General features: G+C 73.1%; 10 protein-coding genes. 8 read left to right on the forward strand and 2 right to left on the reverse strand.

Going from position 1 to position 17,334, the window contains the following annotated elements; translation table 11 throughout:
- Window positions 1–53 precede the first annotated feature (53 nt).
- From P3T41_RS28895 to P3T41_RS28910, 4 genes are all read left to right on the forward strand, one after another.
- Window positions 54–563, forward strand: coding sequence for a hypothetical protein (locus P3T41_RS28895; RefSeq protein ID WP_280693489.1), 510 nt, complete (start codon window positions 54–56; stop codon window positions 561–563).
- Between the two features lie 68 nt (window positions 564–631).
- The gene (locus P3T41_RS28900; RefSeq protein ID WP_280693490.1) at window positions 632–1,288 is read left to right on the forward strand and encodes an HAD family hydrolase; all 657 of its coding nucleotides are present in this window, start codon (window positions 632–634) and stop codon (window positions 1,286–1,288) included.
- Between the two features lie 89 nt (window positions 1,289–1,377).
- Entirely contained in the window at window positions 1,378–3,003 is a 1,626-nt protein-coding gene (pruA, locus tag P3T41_RS28905; protein WP_280693571.1) for an L-glutamate gamma-semialdehyde dehydrogenase, read from the forward strand.
- 299 nt (window positions 3,004–3,302) lie between these two features.
- Complete coding sequence (locus P3T41_RS28910; RefSeq protein ID WP_280693491.1) at window positions 3,303–8,249, forward strand: NAD-glutamate dehydrogenase; 4,947 nt, start codon at window positions 3,303–3,305, stop codon at window positions 8,247–8,249.
- Window positions 8,250–8,349: 100 nt separating this feature from the next.
- Here P3T41_RS28910 and P3T41_RS28915 read toward each other — a convergent pair whose 3' ends face one another.
- Window positions 8,350–11,106, reverse strand: coding sequence for an FtsK/SpoIIIE domain-containing protein (locus P3T41_RS28915; protein WP_280693492.1), 2,757 nt, complete (start codon window positions 11,104–11,106; stop codon window positions 8,350–8,352).
- 328 nt (window positions 11,107–11,434) lie between these two features.
- Here P3T41_RS28915 and P3T41_RS28920 point away from each other — a divergent pair, with 328 nt between their 5' ends.
- The 3 genes from P3T41_RS28920 (at window position 11,435) to prfB (ending at window position 15,863) form a co-directional block, all read left to right on the forward strand.
- Window positions 11,435–13,267, forward strand: a complete 1,833-nt coding sequence (locus P3T41_RS28920; protein WP_280693493.1) for a serine/threonine-protein kinase — start codon at window positions 11,435–11,437, stop codon at window positions 13,265–13,267.
- Window positions 13,268–13,436: 169 nt separating this feature from the next.
- A complete protein-coding gene (locus tag P3T41_RS28925) occupies window positions 13,437–14,741 on the forward strand; it encodes a serine/threonine-protein kinase (RefSeq protein ID WP_280693494.1) in 1,305 nt (434 codons plus the stop codon).
- Between the two features lie 9 nt (window positions 14,742–14,750).
- Entirely contained in the window at window positions 14,751–15,863 is a 1,113-nt protein-coding gene (prfB, locus tag P3T41_RS28930; protein ID WP_280693495.1) for a peptide chain release factor 2, read from the forward strand.
- Window positions 15,864–15,932: 69 nt separating this feature from the next.
- Here prfB and P3T41_RS28935 read toward each other — a convergent pair whose 3' ends face one another.
- Complete coding sequence (locus tag P3T41_RS28935) at window positions 15,933–16,127, reverse strand: hypothetical protein (protein ID WP_280693496.1); 195 nt, start codon at window positions 16,125–16,127, stop codon at window positions 15,933–15,935.
- A 503-nt stretch (window positions 16,128–16,630) separates the two neighbouring features.
- Between P3T41_RS28935 and ftsE the strand changes: the two genes are divergently transcribed.
- A complete protein-coding gene (gene ftsE, locus P3T41_RS28940) occupies window positions 16,631–17,320 on the forward strand; it encodes a cell division ATP-binding protein FtsE (protein WP_145905956.1) in 690 nt (229 codons plus the stop codon).
- Window positions 17,321–17,334 lie beyond the last annotated feature (14 nt).

A 17,334-nucleotide genomic window follows, 5' to 3' on the forward strand; every position in this document is an offset into this window, starting at 1 on the left:
CGGGCCGTATTCTGTGGAGGTCCCGCAGCACCCCAGGAAGCGAGCGTGCCCCGATGCGTGTCTACGTGCCCACCACCCTGGCCGCCCTCGCCCAGGCGCACCGAGGCGGCGCGCTGGAGCAGTCCGCGGCCTACGCGGTCACCCCCGCGCTGCGCGAGTGGTACGTCAGCGACGACCTGGAGGAGCTGGAGTACGCCGCACTGGTCCGGGCCGCCCAGTCCTCGCTGCGGTTGCTGGCCGTCGACCCGGCGGCGCCGCGCCGCCGGGTGGTGGTGGCGCTGGACGTGCCGGACGCCGCCGTCCAGCGGTTCGCCGGCGACGAGTACCAGGACCAGGCCTCGCTCGGCCGGGTCGTGCTGGCCGCGCCCGTCCAGCTGGCCAAGGCCGCCGCGGTGCACGCGGACGCCGACGACGAGGAGGTGGTCGAGGACGTCAGCGCCGCCGCGGCCGCCGTCACCGCCGCCGATGCCGGGGACGCCGACGCGCAGTTCAGCGTGGACGGCGCGGAGGACCACGAGCTGCTCTGGTACGCCACCCAGGAGATCCCGGGCCTGATCGGTTGAGTCGATCGATAACGTCCAGGTCCACTGTCCGACACCCCGTTGTCGGCGACAGCCGCTACCGTGCCCGGGTGCGAACTCATATCGTCTGGGACTGGAACGGAACCCTGCTGCACGACATGGCGGCGGTGGTCGGGGCGAGCAATGCCGCGTTCGAGGTGGTCGGCGGCGCGCCGCTGACGCTCGAGCAGTACCGCGAGATGTACGAGATCCCGATCCCGCGCTTCTACCAGCGGGCGCTGGGCTTCCAGCCGAGCGGTGCCGAGTGGGAGCGGCTGGACGCCGCCTTCCAGCAGCGCTACAGCGAGCTCAGCGTCGACTGCGTGCTGACCGAGGGCGTCACCGAGTTGCTCGCCGCCTGGGCGGCCGAGGGCCACACCCAGTCGCTGCTGTCGATGTACGAGCACCGGCGCCTGGTCCCGGCGGTGGAGTCCTTCGGCATCCAGCGGCACTTCCTGCGGGTGGACGGCCGCACCGGCCCCTCGCACGGCCAGAAGGCCGCCTCGCTGGTCCGCCACCTCGCGGCGCTCGGGCCCGCCGCGGACCCGGCCCGCACCGTGGTGATCGGTGACGCGGCCGACGACGCGCTGGCGGCCCACCAGGTCGGCGCGCACGCCGTGCTCTACACCGGCGGCTCGCACGCCCGGGCGAGCCTGGAGCCGGTCGGTGTCCCGGTGGTGGACACCCTGGCGGAGGCCGTGGAGCTGGCCCGGCGGATCACCGGCTGACCGGTGTGTCGCCGCCCTGGCGGCCGCCCGGCTGTGGTCAAGCTGGGGCGATCGACACCACCAGAGCAGAGCGGAGCCGCGCCATGCCGATCGACGCCGTCACCAAGGTGCCCGTCCCGGTCAACGAGCCGGTGCACGGCTACGGCCCCGGCAGCCCGGAGCGCGCCCGCCTGCTGCGGCGGCTGGACGAGCTGACCGCCGAGCCGATCCCGCTGCCGATGACCATCGGCGGCGAGCGGCGGTTCGGCTCCGGCGAGCGGATCGACGTGGTCCAGCCGCACCACCACGCGGCCAAACTGGGCGTGCTGGGCAACGCCACCACCCAGGACGCCGAGCTCGCGGTGAACGCCGCGCTGGCGGCGGGGTCCGGCTGGCGCAGGCTCTCCTTCGACGACCGCGCGGCGGTCTTCCTGCGCGCCGCCGAGCTGCTGGCCGGTCCGTGGCGGGAGACCCTGGCGGCGGCCACCATGCTCGGCCAGTCCAAGACCGTCCAGCAGGCCGAGATCGACGCGCCCTGCGAGCTGGTCGACTTCTGGCGCTTCAACGTGCACTTCGCCCGCGAGCTGCTGGCCGAGCAGCCCGAGTCCTCGCCCGGCGTGTGGAACCGCACCGACCACCGCCCACTGGAGGGCTTCGTCTACGCCGTCACCCCGTTCAACTTCACCGCCATCGCCGGCAACCTGCCCACCGCCCCGGCGCTGCTCGGCAACACCGTGGTCTGGAAGCCCGCGCCCACCCAGACGTTCGCCGCCCACCAGCTGATGCTGCTGCTGGAGGCGGCCGGGCTGCCGCCCGGGGTGATCAACCTGGTCACCGGGGACGGCCAGGCGCTCTCCCAGGTGGCACTGGCCAGCCCGCACCTGGCCGGCCTGCACTTCACCGGCTCGAGCGCGACGTTCCGCTCGCTCTGGCAGACCATCGGCGCCAACCTGGCCGGCTACCGCGGCTATCCGCGGATCGTCGGGGAGACCGGCGGCAAGGACTTCCTGATCGCGCACCCCTCGGCCGACCCGGAGATCCTGACCACCGCGCTGATCCGCGGCGCCTTCGAGTACCAGGGCCAGAAGTGCTCGGCGCTCTCCCGCGCCTACCTGCCGCGCAGCCTCTGGGAGCGGATCAAGGACGACCTGCTGGCCCGGATCGACGCCTTGACGGTGGGTGACGTCACCGACCTGAGCAACTTCATGGGCGCGCTGATCGACGCCAAGGCCTTCGCCAGGAACCGGCAGGCGATCGACCGGGCCCAGCGCGATCCGCAGGTCGAGCTGGTCGCGGGCGGCCAGTACGACGACGCGATCGGCTACTTCGTCCGCCCGACCGTGCTGGTCAGCAACGAGAGCCGCAACGAGATCTTCTCCACCGAGTACTTCGGCCCGATCCTCTCCGTCCAGCTCTACGAGGACCGCCGCTGGCGCGAGGCGCTGGCCGGCGTGGACGGCGACGCGCCGTACGGGCTGACCGGCGCGGTGATCGCGCAGGACCGGCAGGCCATCGCCGAGGCCATCGAGGCGCTGCGCTTCGCGGCCGGCAACTTCTACGTCAACGACAAGCCGACCGGCGCGGTGGTCGGCCAGCAGCCCTTCGGCGGCGGCCGCGCCTCCGGGACGAACGACAAGGCCGGTGCCGCGCAGAACCTGCGGCGCTGGGTCTCCAGCCGCTCGCTCAAAGAAACCTTCCTGCCGCCGACCACGGTCGGCTACCCGCACATGAGCTGACCTCGGGGGACCCTCAGCAGAGCCTCAGCAGACTTGGACAAGCTGTCCAGGAACAGGGGTTCTCCCTGCGTCTTTGCGCCTCCCTGTCCCCTGACACCTTCGTTTCGGCCCGTTAGGCTGGCTGGCGTCGTCGGGGCGCGTCCCGCAGGTGAACAATCTGTCGTACCCAGGCGAGGGGTTCTTTAAGCGTGCCTTGAGCGCCTCTGGCCAGGATCGTGCGGGAGGATTGCGGAGCGGCCCGGCGGTGACCCTGACCACCACCGAGTCACGCAACGGCGCGCGACAGGAGCCAAACAGCCATGCAGACCAAGCTGGACGCGGCGAAGGCCGAACTGCTCGTCAAGGCGGCCGCGGCCGCGGAGCACAGCCAGGTAGGGGGAGCGGCGCCCGGAGAGGGTCTGAGCAATGGCGCTCTGACCGCGTACCTGAACCACTACTACCTCCACACCGCCCCCGAGGACCTGATCGACCGTGACCAGGTCGACGTCTACGGCGCGGCCGCCTCGCACTACCGGCTGGGGCTGAAGCGGCCCCAGGGCACCGCCGAGGTCCGGGTCTCGACCCCGACCGTCGACGAGAACGGCTGGTCCAGCGGCCACACCGTGGTCGAGGTGGTCACCGACGACATGCCGTTCCTGGTCGACTCGGTCACCAACGAGCTGTCCCGGCAGAACCGGTCGATCCACCTGGTGATCCACCCCCAGCTGGTCGTGCGCCGTGACATCACCGGCAAGCTGCTGGAGATCCTCGACATCGACGCCTGCGCGCGCAGCCAGGCCGGCGGCGCCGAGTGGCCGGCCGACGCCACCGTCGAGTCCTGGATGCACGTCGAGATCGACCGGGAGAGCGACCGCGCCGACCTGCGGCAGATCGAGTCCGACCTGCGCCGGGTGCTGGGCGACGTGCGCGAGGTGGTCGAGGACTGGGCGAAGATGCGCACCTCCGCGCTCCGCCTGGCCGACGAGCTCGCCGAGCAGCCCCCGGCCCACCTGCCGGAGCAGGAGGTCGGCGAGTCCTGGGAGTTGATGCGCTGGCTGGCCGACGACCACTTCACGTTCCTCGGCTACCGCGAGTACGACCTGGTCGAGCACGAGGGCGAGGAGGTGCTGCGCGCCATCCCCGGCACGGGCCTGGGCATCCTGCGCTCCGACCCGCTCAGCCACGACACCGACCACCACCCGGTCAGCGAGTCCTTCGGCCGCCTCTCCGCCCCGGTGCGGGCCAAGGCGCACGAGAAGAAGCTGCTGGTGCTGACCAAGGCCAACTCCCGCTCCACCGTGCACCGTCCGTCCTACCTGGACTACGTCGGCGTGAAGAAGTTCGACGCCGACGGCAACGTGATCGGTGAGCGCCGCTTCCTCGGCCTCTTCTCCTCGGCCGCCTACACCGAGTCGGTCACCCGGATCCCGGTGGTGCGCCGCAAGGTCCAGGAGGTGGTGAACGCCTCCGGCTTCTCCGCCGAGAGCCACGACGGCCGCGACCTGCTCCAGATCCTGGAGACCTTCCCGCGCGACGAGATCTTCCAGACCGCCGCCGAGGAGCTCCAGCAGATCGCCACCAGCGTCCTGTACCTGCAGGAGCGCCGCAAGCTGCGGCTGTACCTGCGCCAGGACGAGTACGGGCGGTACTTCTCCGCGCTGGTCTACCTGCCGCGCGACCGCTACACCACCCGCATCCGGCTGCGCCTGATGGACATCCTGATGCAGGAGCTGAACGGCGCGACCATCGACTACACGGTCTGGTCCACCGAGTCGGTGCTGACCCGCCTGCACTTCGTGGTCCGGGTCGCCCCGGGCAGCGAGCTGAGCGAGCTGACCGAGGCCGAGATCGAGCGGATCGAGGCCAAGCTGGCCGAGGCCGCCCGCTTCTGGATGGACGGCTTCAACGACCAGCTGCTGCTGGAGCTGGGCGAGGAGAAGGCCGCCGAGCTGTCGCACAAGTACGCCAACGCCTTCCCCGACGGCTACCGCGCCGACTTCACCGCGCGCACCGCCGTGGCCGACCTCAAGCAGATCGAGTCGCTGCACGCCGAGGGCGACTTCCGGCTCAACCTCTACCAGCCGGTCGGCGCGGGCGAGGACGAGCGCCGCTTCAAGATCTACCGGGTCGGCGGCCCGATCTCGCTGACCGAGGTGCTCCCGGTGCTGCAGCGCCTGGGTGTCGAGGTGCTGGACGAGCACCCGTACGCGCTGCGCCGCTCGGACCACACCACCGCCTGGGTCTACGACTTCGGCCTGCGGCTGCGCGAGGCCAGCGAGTTGACCGACGAGGCCCGCGAGCGCTTCCAGGAGGCCTTCGCCGCCACCTGGCAGGGGCTGGCCGAGAACGACGGCTTCAACGGCCTGATCCTGACCGCCGGTCTGAACTGGCGTCAGGCGGTCGTGCTGCGCGCGCTCGCCAAGTACCTGCGCCAGGCCGGCAGCACCTTCTCGCAGGACTACATGGAGGACGCGCTCCGCAACAACGCGCACACCACCCGCCTGCTGGTGAACCTCTTCGAGTCCCGCCTGAGCCCCAGCCACCAGCTGGGCGCGGGCGAGCTGGGCGAGGCCATCCTGGAGGAGCTGGACGGCGCGCTGGACGAGGTCGTCTCGCTGGACGAGGACCGCATCCTGCGCTCCTTCCTGCACCTGATCAAGGCCACCCTGCGGACCAACTTCTTCCAACGCGCGGCGGACGGCCAGTGGCACCCGTACGTGTCGATGAAGTTCGACCCGCACGCCATCCCGGACCTGCCGGCCCCCCGCCCGGCCTTCGAGATCTGGGTCTACTCGCCCCAGGTCGAGGGCGTGCACCTGCGCTTCGGCAAGGTCGCCCGCGGTGGCCTGCGCTGGTCCGACCGGCGCGAGGACTTCCGGACCGAGATCCTCGGCCTGGTCAAGGCCCAGATGGTGAAGAACACCGTGATCGTCCCGGTCGGCGCCAAGGGCGGCTTCGTCGCCAAGCAGCTGCCGGACCCGGCGGTGGACCGCGACGCCTGGCTGGCCGAGGGCATCTCGTCCTACAAGACCTTCATCTCCGCGCTGCTGGACATCACCGACAACCTCAAGGGCGGCGAGGTCGTCCACCCGGTCGACGTGGTCCGGCACGACGAGGACGACACCTACCTGGTGGTCGCCGCCGACAAGGGCACCGCGACCTTCTCGGACATCGCCAACGGCGTGGCCGAGGAGTACGGCTTCTGGCTCGGCGACGCCTTCGCCTCCGGCGGCTCGGCCGGCTACGACCACAAGGGCATGGGCATCACCGCCCGCGGCGCCTGGGAGTCGGTCAAGCGCAACTTCCGCGAGCTGGGTGTGGACACCCAGTCCGAGGACTTCAGCGTGGTCGGCATCGGCGACATGTCCGGTGACGTCTTCGGCAACGGCATGCTGCTCAGCGAGCACATCCGCCTGGTGGCCGCCTTCGACCACCGGCACATCTTCCTGGACCCGAACCCGGAGGCGGCGAGCTCCTACGCCGAGCGCCGCCGGCTCTTCGACCTGCCGCGCAGTTCCTGGGACGACTACGACAAGTCGCTGATCTCGGCGGGCGGCGGCGTCTTCCCGCGCAGCGCGAAGTCGATCCAGCTGACCCCACAGGTCCGCGAGGCGCTCGGCCTGGAGACCGGCAAGCTCACCCCGGCCGAGCTGATGAAGGCGATCCTGCAGGCCCCGGTGGACCTGTTCTGGAACGGCGGCATCGGCACCTACGTCAAGGCCGAGCGGGAGACCAACGCGGACGTCGGCGACAAGGCCAACGACGCGATCCGGGTCAACGGCAGTCAGATCCGCGCCCGGGTGATCGGCGAGGGCGGCAACCTCGGCTGCACCCAGCTGGGCCGGATCGAGTACGCCCAGGTCGGCGGCCCGAACGGCACCGGCGGCTGGATCAACACCGACGCGATCGACAACTCGGCCGGGGTGGACACCTCGGACCACGAGGTCAACATCAAGATCCTGCTCAACCAGGTGGTCGCCGAGGGCGACATGACGGTCAAGCAGCGCAACACCCTGCTCGCCGACATGACCGAGGAGGTCGGCAAGCTCGTCCTGCGCAACAACTACGCGCAGAACGTGGTGCTGGCCAACGCGGTGGCGCAGGCGCACAGCATGATCAACGTCCACTCGCGGATGCTCAACCGGCTGGAGGCGGACGGCCAGCTGGACCGCGCGCTGGAGTTCCTGCCGAGCGAGAAGCAGCTGAAGGACCGTCAGGCCACCGGCTTCGGGCTCTCCCAGCCCGAGCTGTCGGTGCTGCTCGCCTACACCAAGATCACCCTGGCCGACGAGCTGCTCGCCACCGGGCTGCCCGACGACCCGTACTTCCGCGACACGCTGCACCTCTACTTCCCGACCGCGCTGCGCGAGAAGTTCGCCGACGCGATCGGCAACCACGCGCTGCGCCGGGAGATCATCACCACCCTGATCGTCAACGACACGATCAACCGCGGTGGTTGCACCTTCGCCTTCCGGCTGCGCGAGGAGACCGGCGCGACCTACGAGGAGATCGCCCGCAGCCACACCGCGGCCCGCGCGGTCTTCGGCCTGGAGCGGATCTGGGACGAGGTCGAGGGCCTGGACAACCGGATCCCGGCCGAGATCGCCACCCGGATGCGCCTGCACTCGCGCCGGCTGGTCGAGCGGGCCACCCGGTGGATGCTCAACAACCGCCGCCAGCCGCTGGACATCGCCGACACCATCGCGTTCTTCCAGCAGCGGGTGGACCAGGTCTGGACCAGCCTGCCCAAGCCGCTGCGCGGCGAGGACCTGGAGTGGTACGAGAAGATCCAGGCCGAGCTGCTCGAGGCCGGGGTCCCCGAGGCGCTGGTCACCCGGGTCTCCGGGCTCTCCTCCGCCTTCCCGACCCTGGACATCACCGAGGTCGCGGACCGCTCCGGCAAGGACGTGGCCGAGGTCGCCGACCTCTACTACGACCTGGGCGACCGACTGCGGATCAGCCACCTGCTGGACCGGATCATCGAGCTGCCGCGGATCGACCGCTGGTCCTCGATGGCCCGCACCTCCATCCGCGAGGACCTCTTCGCGGCGCACGCCCAGCTCACCGAGGACGTGCTGGCCTGCGGTCCGCAGAACGCGACCAGCGAGGAGCGCTTCAAGGCCTGGGCCGAGCTCAACAGCACGCTGCTCAGCCGGGCGCAGACCACGCTGGACGACATAAGGGGTTCGGACACCTACGCGCTGTCCAGCCTCTCGGTGGCCATGCGGGTGATCCGCACGCTGCTGCGCACGGGTTCGATGCGCTGACGCGGGGAGCGTGGAACGGCGGGGCCGCGCCTTCGGGTGCGGCCCCGCCGTTCTGCTTGTCGCCTTCCGAGCACTGCCGGTGCCTCGTTGGCGGGAGGCCCTATGCCTGGGCTGCCCGCTGCAGCGCGCTGGCCAGCAGCGCCAGGTCGGTCGGCCCGTTGCCCAGCTCGCGCACCGGGCGGCTGGTCGGCGGTGCACCCAGCTGGGCGGGGTCGATCGCGACCACGGTGGGGCGCAGCGTCGCGGTGCGTGGGATCCGGCCGCTGACCCGGGCGGTCTGGAAGGCCAGCACCGCGCCGTCGGGACGGCGCAGGTAGCCGCGCCCCGGGGTCTGCTCGGGCAGCGCCGCCGCGTCGTCCACATGGACCAGCAGTTCGGAGTCGCCCTGGTGGTCGGTGCGCAGCGCGATCCGCCACAGCGCGGCCTCGTCCAGCTCGCTGCCCGCGCTCAGCTCGGGCCGGCCGGTGGCGGCCACCAGATGCACGCCCAGGCGCCCGCCGCGCTGCGCCACGGCGGCCAGCGCGCGGGCCAGCGGCCGGCCGGCGGGGGAGGTGGGGGCGAGCAGCGCGTCGTAGTCGTCCACCACGACGATCAGGCGGGCGGGCGGCGGGTCGGTCACCACGGTCGCGCTGCCGGCGGCGGTCGCGGCGCCGGCCACGGAGACGACGGCGGCGCGGGCGGCGACCGGCTCACCGCCGCGCGGCTGCCCGATCACGGCCGGGCGGGCGGCGAGCGCCCGCTCGGCGAACCAGGCGGGGAAGGACCGGTTGCGGAACAGCTCCTCGCGCCGGTCCAGCTCCTCGTGCAGCGACTCGGCGGTCAGCAGCGCCTGCCGCGGCTCGGCGGCGGCGTCCAGCTGACCGGTGACGTGCGGCAGCTCGGCGCAGCCGGCCAGCCCCCCGTCGCGCCCGCCGATCAGCAGCACCTGCAGCCGGTCGGGGCGCTCGCCGACCGCCAGCGAGGCGACCAGGGTGCGCAGCAGCTCGCTCTTGCCCGCCCCGCGGGCGCCGCCGACCAGCAGGTGCTGCGGGTCGGTCAGCTCGGTGCCGGCCAGGTCGACGGTGCACAGGTCGTCCCGGGTGTTGCCGAGCAGCGCGGTGGCGGTGCCGGCCGTGCTGGGCAGCCCCTCCCAGCGGGCGGAGAGCTTGGCGGGGGTGACGGTGTCCAGCTCCAGCAGGTCGAGCAGCCGTAGCGCCTCCGGCAGCGGTCCCCGGGAGACCGGCGCGGCCTCGCGCAGCGGGGCCAGTGCCCGGGCCAGCCGTTCGGCCCAGGCGGCCGAGACGGCGTCGAGCGCGACCTCCTCGGTGCGCTGGTCGCCCATGGCCACGGTCAGCCGGGTGGCGACCTCGCCGGTCACCGTGGCGGTGGCGCCCAGGCCGGCCGGCAGCAGCTCGGGGCGCTCGGCCAGGCAGAGCGGGAAGACGCCGACCGCAGGGCCCTCGCGCAGCAGCCGGGCCAGCACCTGCCGGGCCGGCTCGGAGCCCGGATCGCCGTCCACCAGCAGCACGGTGAGCTGCTGGGCGGCCTCGTCGGCCGGGCGCTCGACCAGCTCGGTCAGGCGCTGGCGGGCCTGGGCCTCGTCCAGACCGACCAGCAGCCGGCAGTCCTGGCCCTGGCCCGGACGCAGCTGCGGCAGCCAGAGCGACCAGGCCCAGTCGGCGGTGCGCTGCTCGACGGGCTGCTCCTGGTCGGCGCTGACCACCACCAGGCTCAGGCCGCTCGGCGGGTGCAGCACGGCCAGCTGGGCGAGCAGGGCCCGGGCCAGGCCGAGCAGCCGCCGGCGCGGTCCGGCGACGCCGAGGCTGCCGGCCGTGCGCAGGTCGACGGTGACGGGGACGGCCGGCAGCATCATGCCCGGGGCGGTGCCGGGGCCGCCGGGCAGGTCGGCGGTGCCGAGGCGCAGGGTGAGCGCGTCCGGGTGGGCCGGGATCCGCTCCCAGAGCCGCGGGCCGGGGCCGAGCGCGCTGAGCAGCAGCGCCGCCGGGTCGGGGAAGCGCTCCCGCAGCCCGGCGGCCTGGCGATCACGGACCCTGGCGTGCTGCTGGGCGGCATCACGCGCCGCGGCCGGCACGGCGGTGGCGGGCGCGGGAGAGCGGCCGAGCCGGCGGGCGAGCAGCGAGCGGGTGCGGCCCGCGCCGCTGGGGGCGGGTGCCTCGGGCCGTTCGGCGGCGGGGGCGCTGGGGCGGACCGGGCGGGGCCGGCTGACCTGGAGGTGGCCCAGGCCGTCCGGCGTGGTGGGGCAGGCCTGCTCGGCGGCCGGGGCGGTGGCCAGCGTCACGGTGGACTCGCCCAGGCGCAGCAGGGCGCCCTCGGGCAGCGCCCGGGGCTCCTCGGTGAGCGGGCGGCCGTCCAGGGCGGTGCCGTTGGTGGAGCCGAGGTCGTGCACCGTGACGCTGCCGTCGGCGGCCAGGTGCAGGGAGAGGTGCAGCCGGGAGACGTCTGGGTCGTCGAGCGGGACGTCGGCCTCGCTGGAGCGGCCGACCCGCACCTGGTGGCCGTGCAGGCGGTGCACGCCGCCGGCGTCCGGGCCGCCCAGCACCCGCAGCTCGACGGCGGCCGCGCCCCCGGCGTCGTCCAGCGGGGCGTCCGCGTCCGGGTCGGGTTCGCCGAGCGCGAGCACCGCGCCGTCCAGCAGCGGGGGGTGGCCGAGCGGAGTGCGTTCGTCGATCCGCTGGGACCCGGCGTAGAGATGCACATGGGTCGCGCTGCGCGCGCCCCGCACGCCCACCGCGCCGGCCAGCGCCACCGCGAGCGATCCGAGCGCCGTGCCGACGGGGGCGGTGACCTGGACATCGGTGGCGGGCGCGGGCACGCCCGCGCCCGCACGGGGTCGGAGGACCGTCAGCCGGATCTGCATCTCGCCCGGGGTTCCCCTCTGCTCGTGATGAGTGTTGGACCGCAGGAGTGCCGCTGGGGCCTGTCCGGCGGATCTTGCCGGGCGCGGCCCTAGGCGTCATCCTGCCACCCGGGACTGACAGCCCGTGCACCGTACCGGATTTGACGATCTTGTGATCATCGCCATGGTGGAGCGGACGGGCCATCAGGTCAAGGCGGGCCCGGGCAGCTCGCCGACCACGGCGCGCGCTCATCCGGCTGGGGCTTGCCGGACACCGTTAGAGTTGCCGCACACACGGACTATCGCCCGCAGGCGACAGTGGGCCTCGGTAGGGCAAGGAGTGCACCAGGTGCGGCCGGTAGGCAGCAAGTATCTGCTCGAGGAGACGCTCGGGCGCGGTGCCATGGGTACCGTCTGGCGGGGGCGGGTGCGCGAGGACGCCGGGCTGCCGGACCTGGTGCCGGGCCAGCAGGTCGCGGTCAAGGTCCTCAAGGAGGAGCTGGCCGCCGACCAGGACATCGTGCTGCGCTTCCTGCGCGAGCGCTCGGTGCTGCTGCGGCTGAGCCACCCCAACATCGTCCGGGTCCGCGACCTGGTGGTCGAGGGTGAGCTGCTCGCCCTGGTGATGGACCTGGTGGACGGCCCCGACCTCTACCGCTACCTGCGCGCCAACGGCCCGCTCAGCCCGATCGCGGCGGCGCTGCTGATGGCCCAGATCGCCGACGCGCTCGCGGTCAGCCACGCCGACGGCGTGGTGCACCGCGACCTCAAGCCCGCCAACGTGCTGCTCGCCACCGTCCCCGGTGACGGGCGCCAGGGCGAGCAGCTGCACCCGATGCTCACCGACTTCGGCATCGCCCGGCTCGCCGACTCCCCGGGCATCACCCGCGCCAGTGAGTTCGTCGGCACCCCCGCCTATGTCGCCCCCGAGTCGGCCAGCGGCCGTCCGCAGACCTCGGCCGTGGACGTCTACGGCGCCGGGATCATGCTCTACGAGCTGGTCACCGGCCGTCCGCCGTTCCAGGGCGACGGCGCCCTCCAGGTGCTCCAGGCCCACCTGACCCAGGAGCCGCCGCGCCCGCCCGGGATGCCCGAGCCGCTCTGGACCGTGGTCGAGCGCTGCCTGCGCAAGGACCCGGCGCAGCGCCCCAGCGCCACCTCGCTGGCCCACGCGCTGCGCGTGGTGGCCGCCGGGATCGGCGTGCACGCCTCACCGGCCGCGGTGGACGCCGCGCTCGGGGTGGCCGTGCTGCTGCTGCCGGAGCCGCAGCCGGCCGAGGTGCCGGGCACCGGGGCGACCCAGCCCGACCTGGCGGCCGCCCACTACGACCCGGCCGCCGCCACCCAGGTGCTGCCGAACGGCGGCGGCCCCGGCGGGCCGGGTGCCGACTCGACCCGGCTGCTGCCCACCCCGCCCGGTGGCCCGTTCGCCGCCCCGCCGAGCCCGGCAGGACCGGCGCCCGCGGCGCAGCAGCAGCCCGAGCCGGCGCACCCGTGGCAGACCCAGCTGCGCGCCGCCCGGGACCGCAACCAGCAGACCCAGGTCTTCGCGGCCGAGGACTTCGCCGAGCCGCCGCAGCGGGCCCCGCAGCCCTACCATGGCGGTGCCGGCTACCCGGGCCCCGGCTACCCGCCGCCGAACGGCTACCCCCAGCAGGGCGGCCGACCCGGCCAGGGCGAGCCGCGCCCCGGCTACGGCCGGGCCGAGCGCCCGCCGGTCGCGCCGCCGCCGTACCAGTCGCAGCGCGGACGGCCCGGCGGGCCCGGCTCCCACGACCAGGGCTACCGCGACCAGGGCTACGCCGAGTCCGATCGGCCGTACCCGGAGCAGGGCTACCAGGCCTACCGCGAGCCGTCCCAGCGCCCCGCCCCGCCGGCCCCCGCGCCGGCCCGCCGCACTGAGCCCGCGCCGCACCGCCCGCAGCCGCCGACCCGGGAGCCCGAGCCGGAGCGCGAGTCCAGGCCGCGCCGCGAGCCGCGCCCGCGCAGCCGCAACCGGATGTACATCCCGGGCCTCGGCTGCCTCAAGGGCTGCCTGATGGTGCTGCTGATCCTGGCGGTGGCGGCCGTGGCGCTGTGGAACTTCACCCCGCTGCCGCACTACTGGGACAACGTGCACCAGTGGTGGGACAGCACCACCGGCTGGATCAGCAGCACCTGGCACTCCGTCACCGGGAACTGACGGTCCGCCACCAGGCGGTCAGCGTTGACGCTTTGTCGACATTGTCCGGCCGGAGGTCCCGCACAGGGCCCCGAGGCGCGTAGGTTGGTCGGTGACGCACCGACCTCATGAGCGCTTCCGGGCCCCCGCGGCGGCCCCGGGAGCGCTCCCCGCCGCCTACGGAGCAGCATTGGCACGCAAGATCGGCAGCCGGTACACCGTGCACCAGGTGATCGGCCGGGGGTCCGCCGGAACCGTGTGGCTGGGCGAGGGCCCCGATGGGCCGGTGGCCGTCAAGCTGCTGCGCGAGGATCTGGCCACCGACCAGGTGCTGGTCGGGCGCTTCATCCAGGAGCGGGCCGCGCTCACCGGCCTGGACCACCCCCGGGTGGTCGGGGTGCGCGACATGGTGGTGGACGGCGAGGACCTCGCGCTGGTGATGGAGCTGGTGCACGGCACCGACCTGCGCTCCCGGCTGGAGCGCGAGGGCGTGCTCGCCCCGCAGGCCGCCGCCTCGGTGATCGCCGACGTGGCCGACGGCCTGGCCGCCGCGCACGCGGCCGGCATCGTGCACCGGGACGTCAAGCCGGAGAACGTGATGCTCGACCTCGCCGCGCCGCCCGGACCCGGCGGGGTGCCGCGCGCCAAGCTGACCGACTTCGGCATCGCCCGGCTGGTCGACGCCCCGCGCCGGACCAGGGCGAGCCGGATCATCGGCACCCCCGACTACCTGGCTCCCGAGATCATCGAGGGCCTGGAACCGCGGGCCGCCGTCGACATCTACGCGCTGGCCACGGTCTGCTACGAGCTGCTGGCCGGCTTCACGCCGTTCGGCGGCGGCCACACCGGGGCGGTGCTGCGCCGGCACGTCACCGAGAGCGTGCCGCCGATCCCCGGGCTGCCGGACGGCCTGTGGCGGATCATCTCCGAGTGCCTGGCCAAGGCGCCCGCCTCCCGGCTGCGCGCCGCCGAGCTGGCCGAGCGCCTGCGTGAGCAACTGCCCGCGCTGGCCGGCCTGCCGCCGCTGGCGCTGCCCGCCCAGGACCGGCAGCCCGCCGAGGAGCCGGTGACCCCGGCCGAGGCCGTCTACGCCGAGGCGGACACCGGCACCGGCGCGCACCGCCGCCGGCGCGGCCCCGCCGTCCCGCTGGTCGCCGCCCCGGCCCCGGACTCCACCCGGGACACCCACACCAGCCTGCGCCGCCCCTCCGCCCAGGAGCTGGCCGGCTACGCCGCCGAGTCGCGCGCCCAGCGGGCCACCCCCGCGCCCGGCCACCGGGGCGGGCGCCGGACGGCTCTGGTGCGCCGGCGCCGGCTGCTCGCGGTGCTGCTCGCCGTGGTGCTGCTGCTGGCCGGCGCCGTGGCGGCGTTCGCCGCCTTCGGGGGCGGCGGCCACGACCACGGCCCCGGCGGGCATGCCGGCCGGGCCCCGCGCGCCGCCGTCGCGCGGCTCGACGGCTACCGGCCGGTCCCAGGGCCCCGCGCCAACCATTAGGCTGGAGGCGTGGCAGCCGTCGATCCTTCCGAAGAGCTCAAGAACCTCGAAACGACCATGGGGTCGATCGAGGCCGTCCTCGACCTGGACAAGATCCGGGCCGACGTCGAACGTCTGGAGGAGGAGGCAGCCGCCCCCGCCCTCTGGGACGACGTCGTGAACGCCCAGAAGGTCACCAGCCGGCTCTCCTTCCTGCAGGGCGAGCTGCGCCGGGTCGCCACCCTGCGCAGCCGGATCGAGGACGTGGCCGTGCTCTTCGAGCTGGCCGAGGACGAGGGCGACGCGGACACCCGGGCCGAGGCCGAGACCGAGCTGGCCTCGGTCAAGAAGGCCGTCGAGGAGCTGGAGGTGCGCACCCTGCTCTCCGGCGAGTACGACGCCCGCGAGGCGCTGGTCAACATCCGGGCCGAGGCGGGTGGCGTGGACGCCGCCGACTTCGCCGAGCAGCTGATGCGGATGTACCTGCGCTGGGCCGAGCGGCACGGCTACCCGACCGAGGTCTACGACACCTCCTACGCGGAGGAGGCGGGCATCAAGTCCGCGACCTTCAGCGTGAAGACCCCGTACGCCTACGGCACGCTCTCGGTCGAGCAGGGCACCCACCGCCTGGTGCGGATCTCGCCGTTCGACAACCAGGGCCGCCGGCAGACCTCCTTCGCGGGCGTCGAGGTGCTCCCGGTCGTCGAGCAGAGCGACCACGTCGACATCGACGAGGGCGAGCTGCGGATCGACGTCTACCGCGCCTCCGGCCCCGGTGGCCAGGGCGTCAACACCACCGACTCGGCGGTGCGGATCACCCACCTGCCGACCGGCATCGTGGTCTCCTGCCAGAACGAGCGCTCGCAGATCCAGAACAAGGCCTCGGCGATGAACGTGCTGCAGGCCAAGCTGCTGGAGCGCCGCCGCCAGGAGGAGAAGGCCCGGATGGACTCGCTGAAGGACGGCGGCAGCTCCTGGGGCAACCAGATGCGCTCGTACGTGCTGCACCCGTACCAGATGGTCAAGGACCTGCGCACCGAGTACGAGGTGGGCAACCCGCAGGCGGTGCTGGACGGCGATATCGACGCCTTCATCGAGGCTGGTATCCGCTGGCGCAAGCAGAGCGAGAACCAGGAGCAGTAGCACCAGCCGCTGACGAACCGAGAAGGGGCCCCGGACAGTGTCCGGGGCCCCTTCGTCCGTGTCGGTGGGTTATGCCAGCGCCTGCCGGCAGATCATCGCCACCGCCAGCAACGCGGCCAGCAGGGCGATCAGAGTGGCCGGGGAGAGCGTGGCGAGAGGACCCTGCTGCTGTTGCAGCCGGGCGCGCTCGGCGCGGCAGACCGGGCAGCGGCCCTCGCTCACGCGGCCGGCGCAGTTGGCGCACACCAGATGGTCGCACGTCATGCGATCTCCTCCTTGCCTGCTACTGCCAACGCACCGGGCGGCCGAATGGTTCCCGTACCTGCCCCGGGCGGGGGATCGGAGCGGACCGCGGCAGTGCGGTTTGCCCTCTACTCTGCCAGGTTCCGCGGCGTCCGGCTCCCTGGCCGGGAAAACCCGGGGCGGCCGCCACCCGGTCGATCAGCACGGCCGGCATTCGTGGCGCGAAACCCTGGAACGGCTGTGAAATGGCTCGCAATTTTCCGGGCATTCCAGTCCAAGAGCGGACAATCCGTCAGGATCGTTCGCCGGACCGCCCTGCGCGGCCGCCGACGGGTCGCGTATGGTCCCAAGCCGGGGGAGTGGCCAGGGTCGCTCCCGCCGCCCTCCCCGACCGGATCGCGGGGGTGGGTCCGACCCAGGAACAGTGCGACCGACGTCGGCTACCGGCCTGAAGTAACGATCGGGTCACGGAAGTTGTTCGAGCCGTCAGCTGTTCCGCCTAGGATGGCCTCCGTGATGCAGCCGTGATCAGATTCGACAACGTTTCCAAGACCTATCCCAAGCAGAACCGCCCCGCCCTGTCGGAGGTCTCGCTGGAGATCGAGAAGGGCGAGTTCGTCTTCCTGGTCGGTTCCTCCGGCTCGGGCAAGTCCACCTTCCTGCGGCTGTGCCTGCGCGAGGAGCGCCCCAGCACCGGCGAGGTGCACGTGCTCGGCAAGGACCTGGGCAAGCTGTCCAACTGGAAGGTGCCGCACATGCGGCGTCAACTGGGCACCGTCTTCCAGGACTTCCGCCTGCTGCCGAACAAGACCGTGGCGCAGAACGTGGCGTTCGCGCTGGAGGTCATCGGCAAGCCGAAGAGTGCCATCAACAAGGTGGTCCCCGAGGTGCTCGACCTGGTCGGTCTCGGCGGCAAGGAGGACCGGATGCCCGGCGAGCTCTCCGGTGGTGAGCAGCAGCGCGTGGCGATCGCCCGGGCCTTCGTCAACCGTCCGATGCTGCTGATCGCGGACGAGCCGACCGGAAACCTGGACCCGCAGAACTCGGTCGGCATCATGAAGTTGCTGGACCGGATCAACCGCACCGGGACCACGGTGCTGATGGCCACCCACGACCAGGCCATCGTCGACCAGATGCGCAAGCGCGTGATCGAGCTCGACAAGGGGTTGCTGGTCCGCGACCAGGCCCGCGGTGTCTACGGGTACCAGCACTAGCCGGCTACCGCGTC

Source organism: Kitasatospora sp. GAS204B, from assembly GCF_029892155.1.
Taxonomy (GTDB): domain Bacteria; phylum Actinomycetota; class Actinomycetes; order Streptomycetales; family Streptomycetaceae; genus Kitasatospora.

Excerpts from the sequence above, each read along its gene's own strand:
- P3T41_RS28915 (WP_280693492.1), bottom strand. The coding sequence starts at position 11,106 with ATGCAGATCCGGCTGACGGTCCTCCGACCCCGTGCGGGCGCGGGCGTG.
- P3T41_RS28910 (WP_280693491.1), top strand. The coding sequence starts at position 3,303 with ATGCAGACCAAGCTGGACGCGGCGAAGGCCGAACTGCTCGTCAAGGCG.
- P3T41_RS28895 (WP_280693489.1), top strand. The coding sequence starts at position 54 with ATGCGTGTCTACGTGCCCACCACCCTGGCCGCCCTCGCCCAGGCGCAC.
- P3T41_RS28935 (WP_280693496.1), bottom strand. The coding sequence starts at position 16,127 with ATGACGTGCGACCATCTGGTGTGCGCCAACTGCGCCGGCCGCGTGAGC.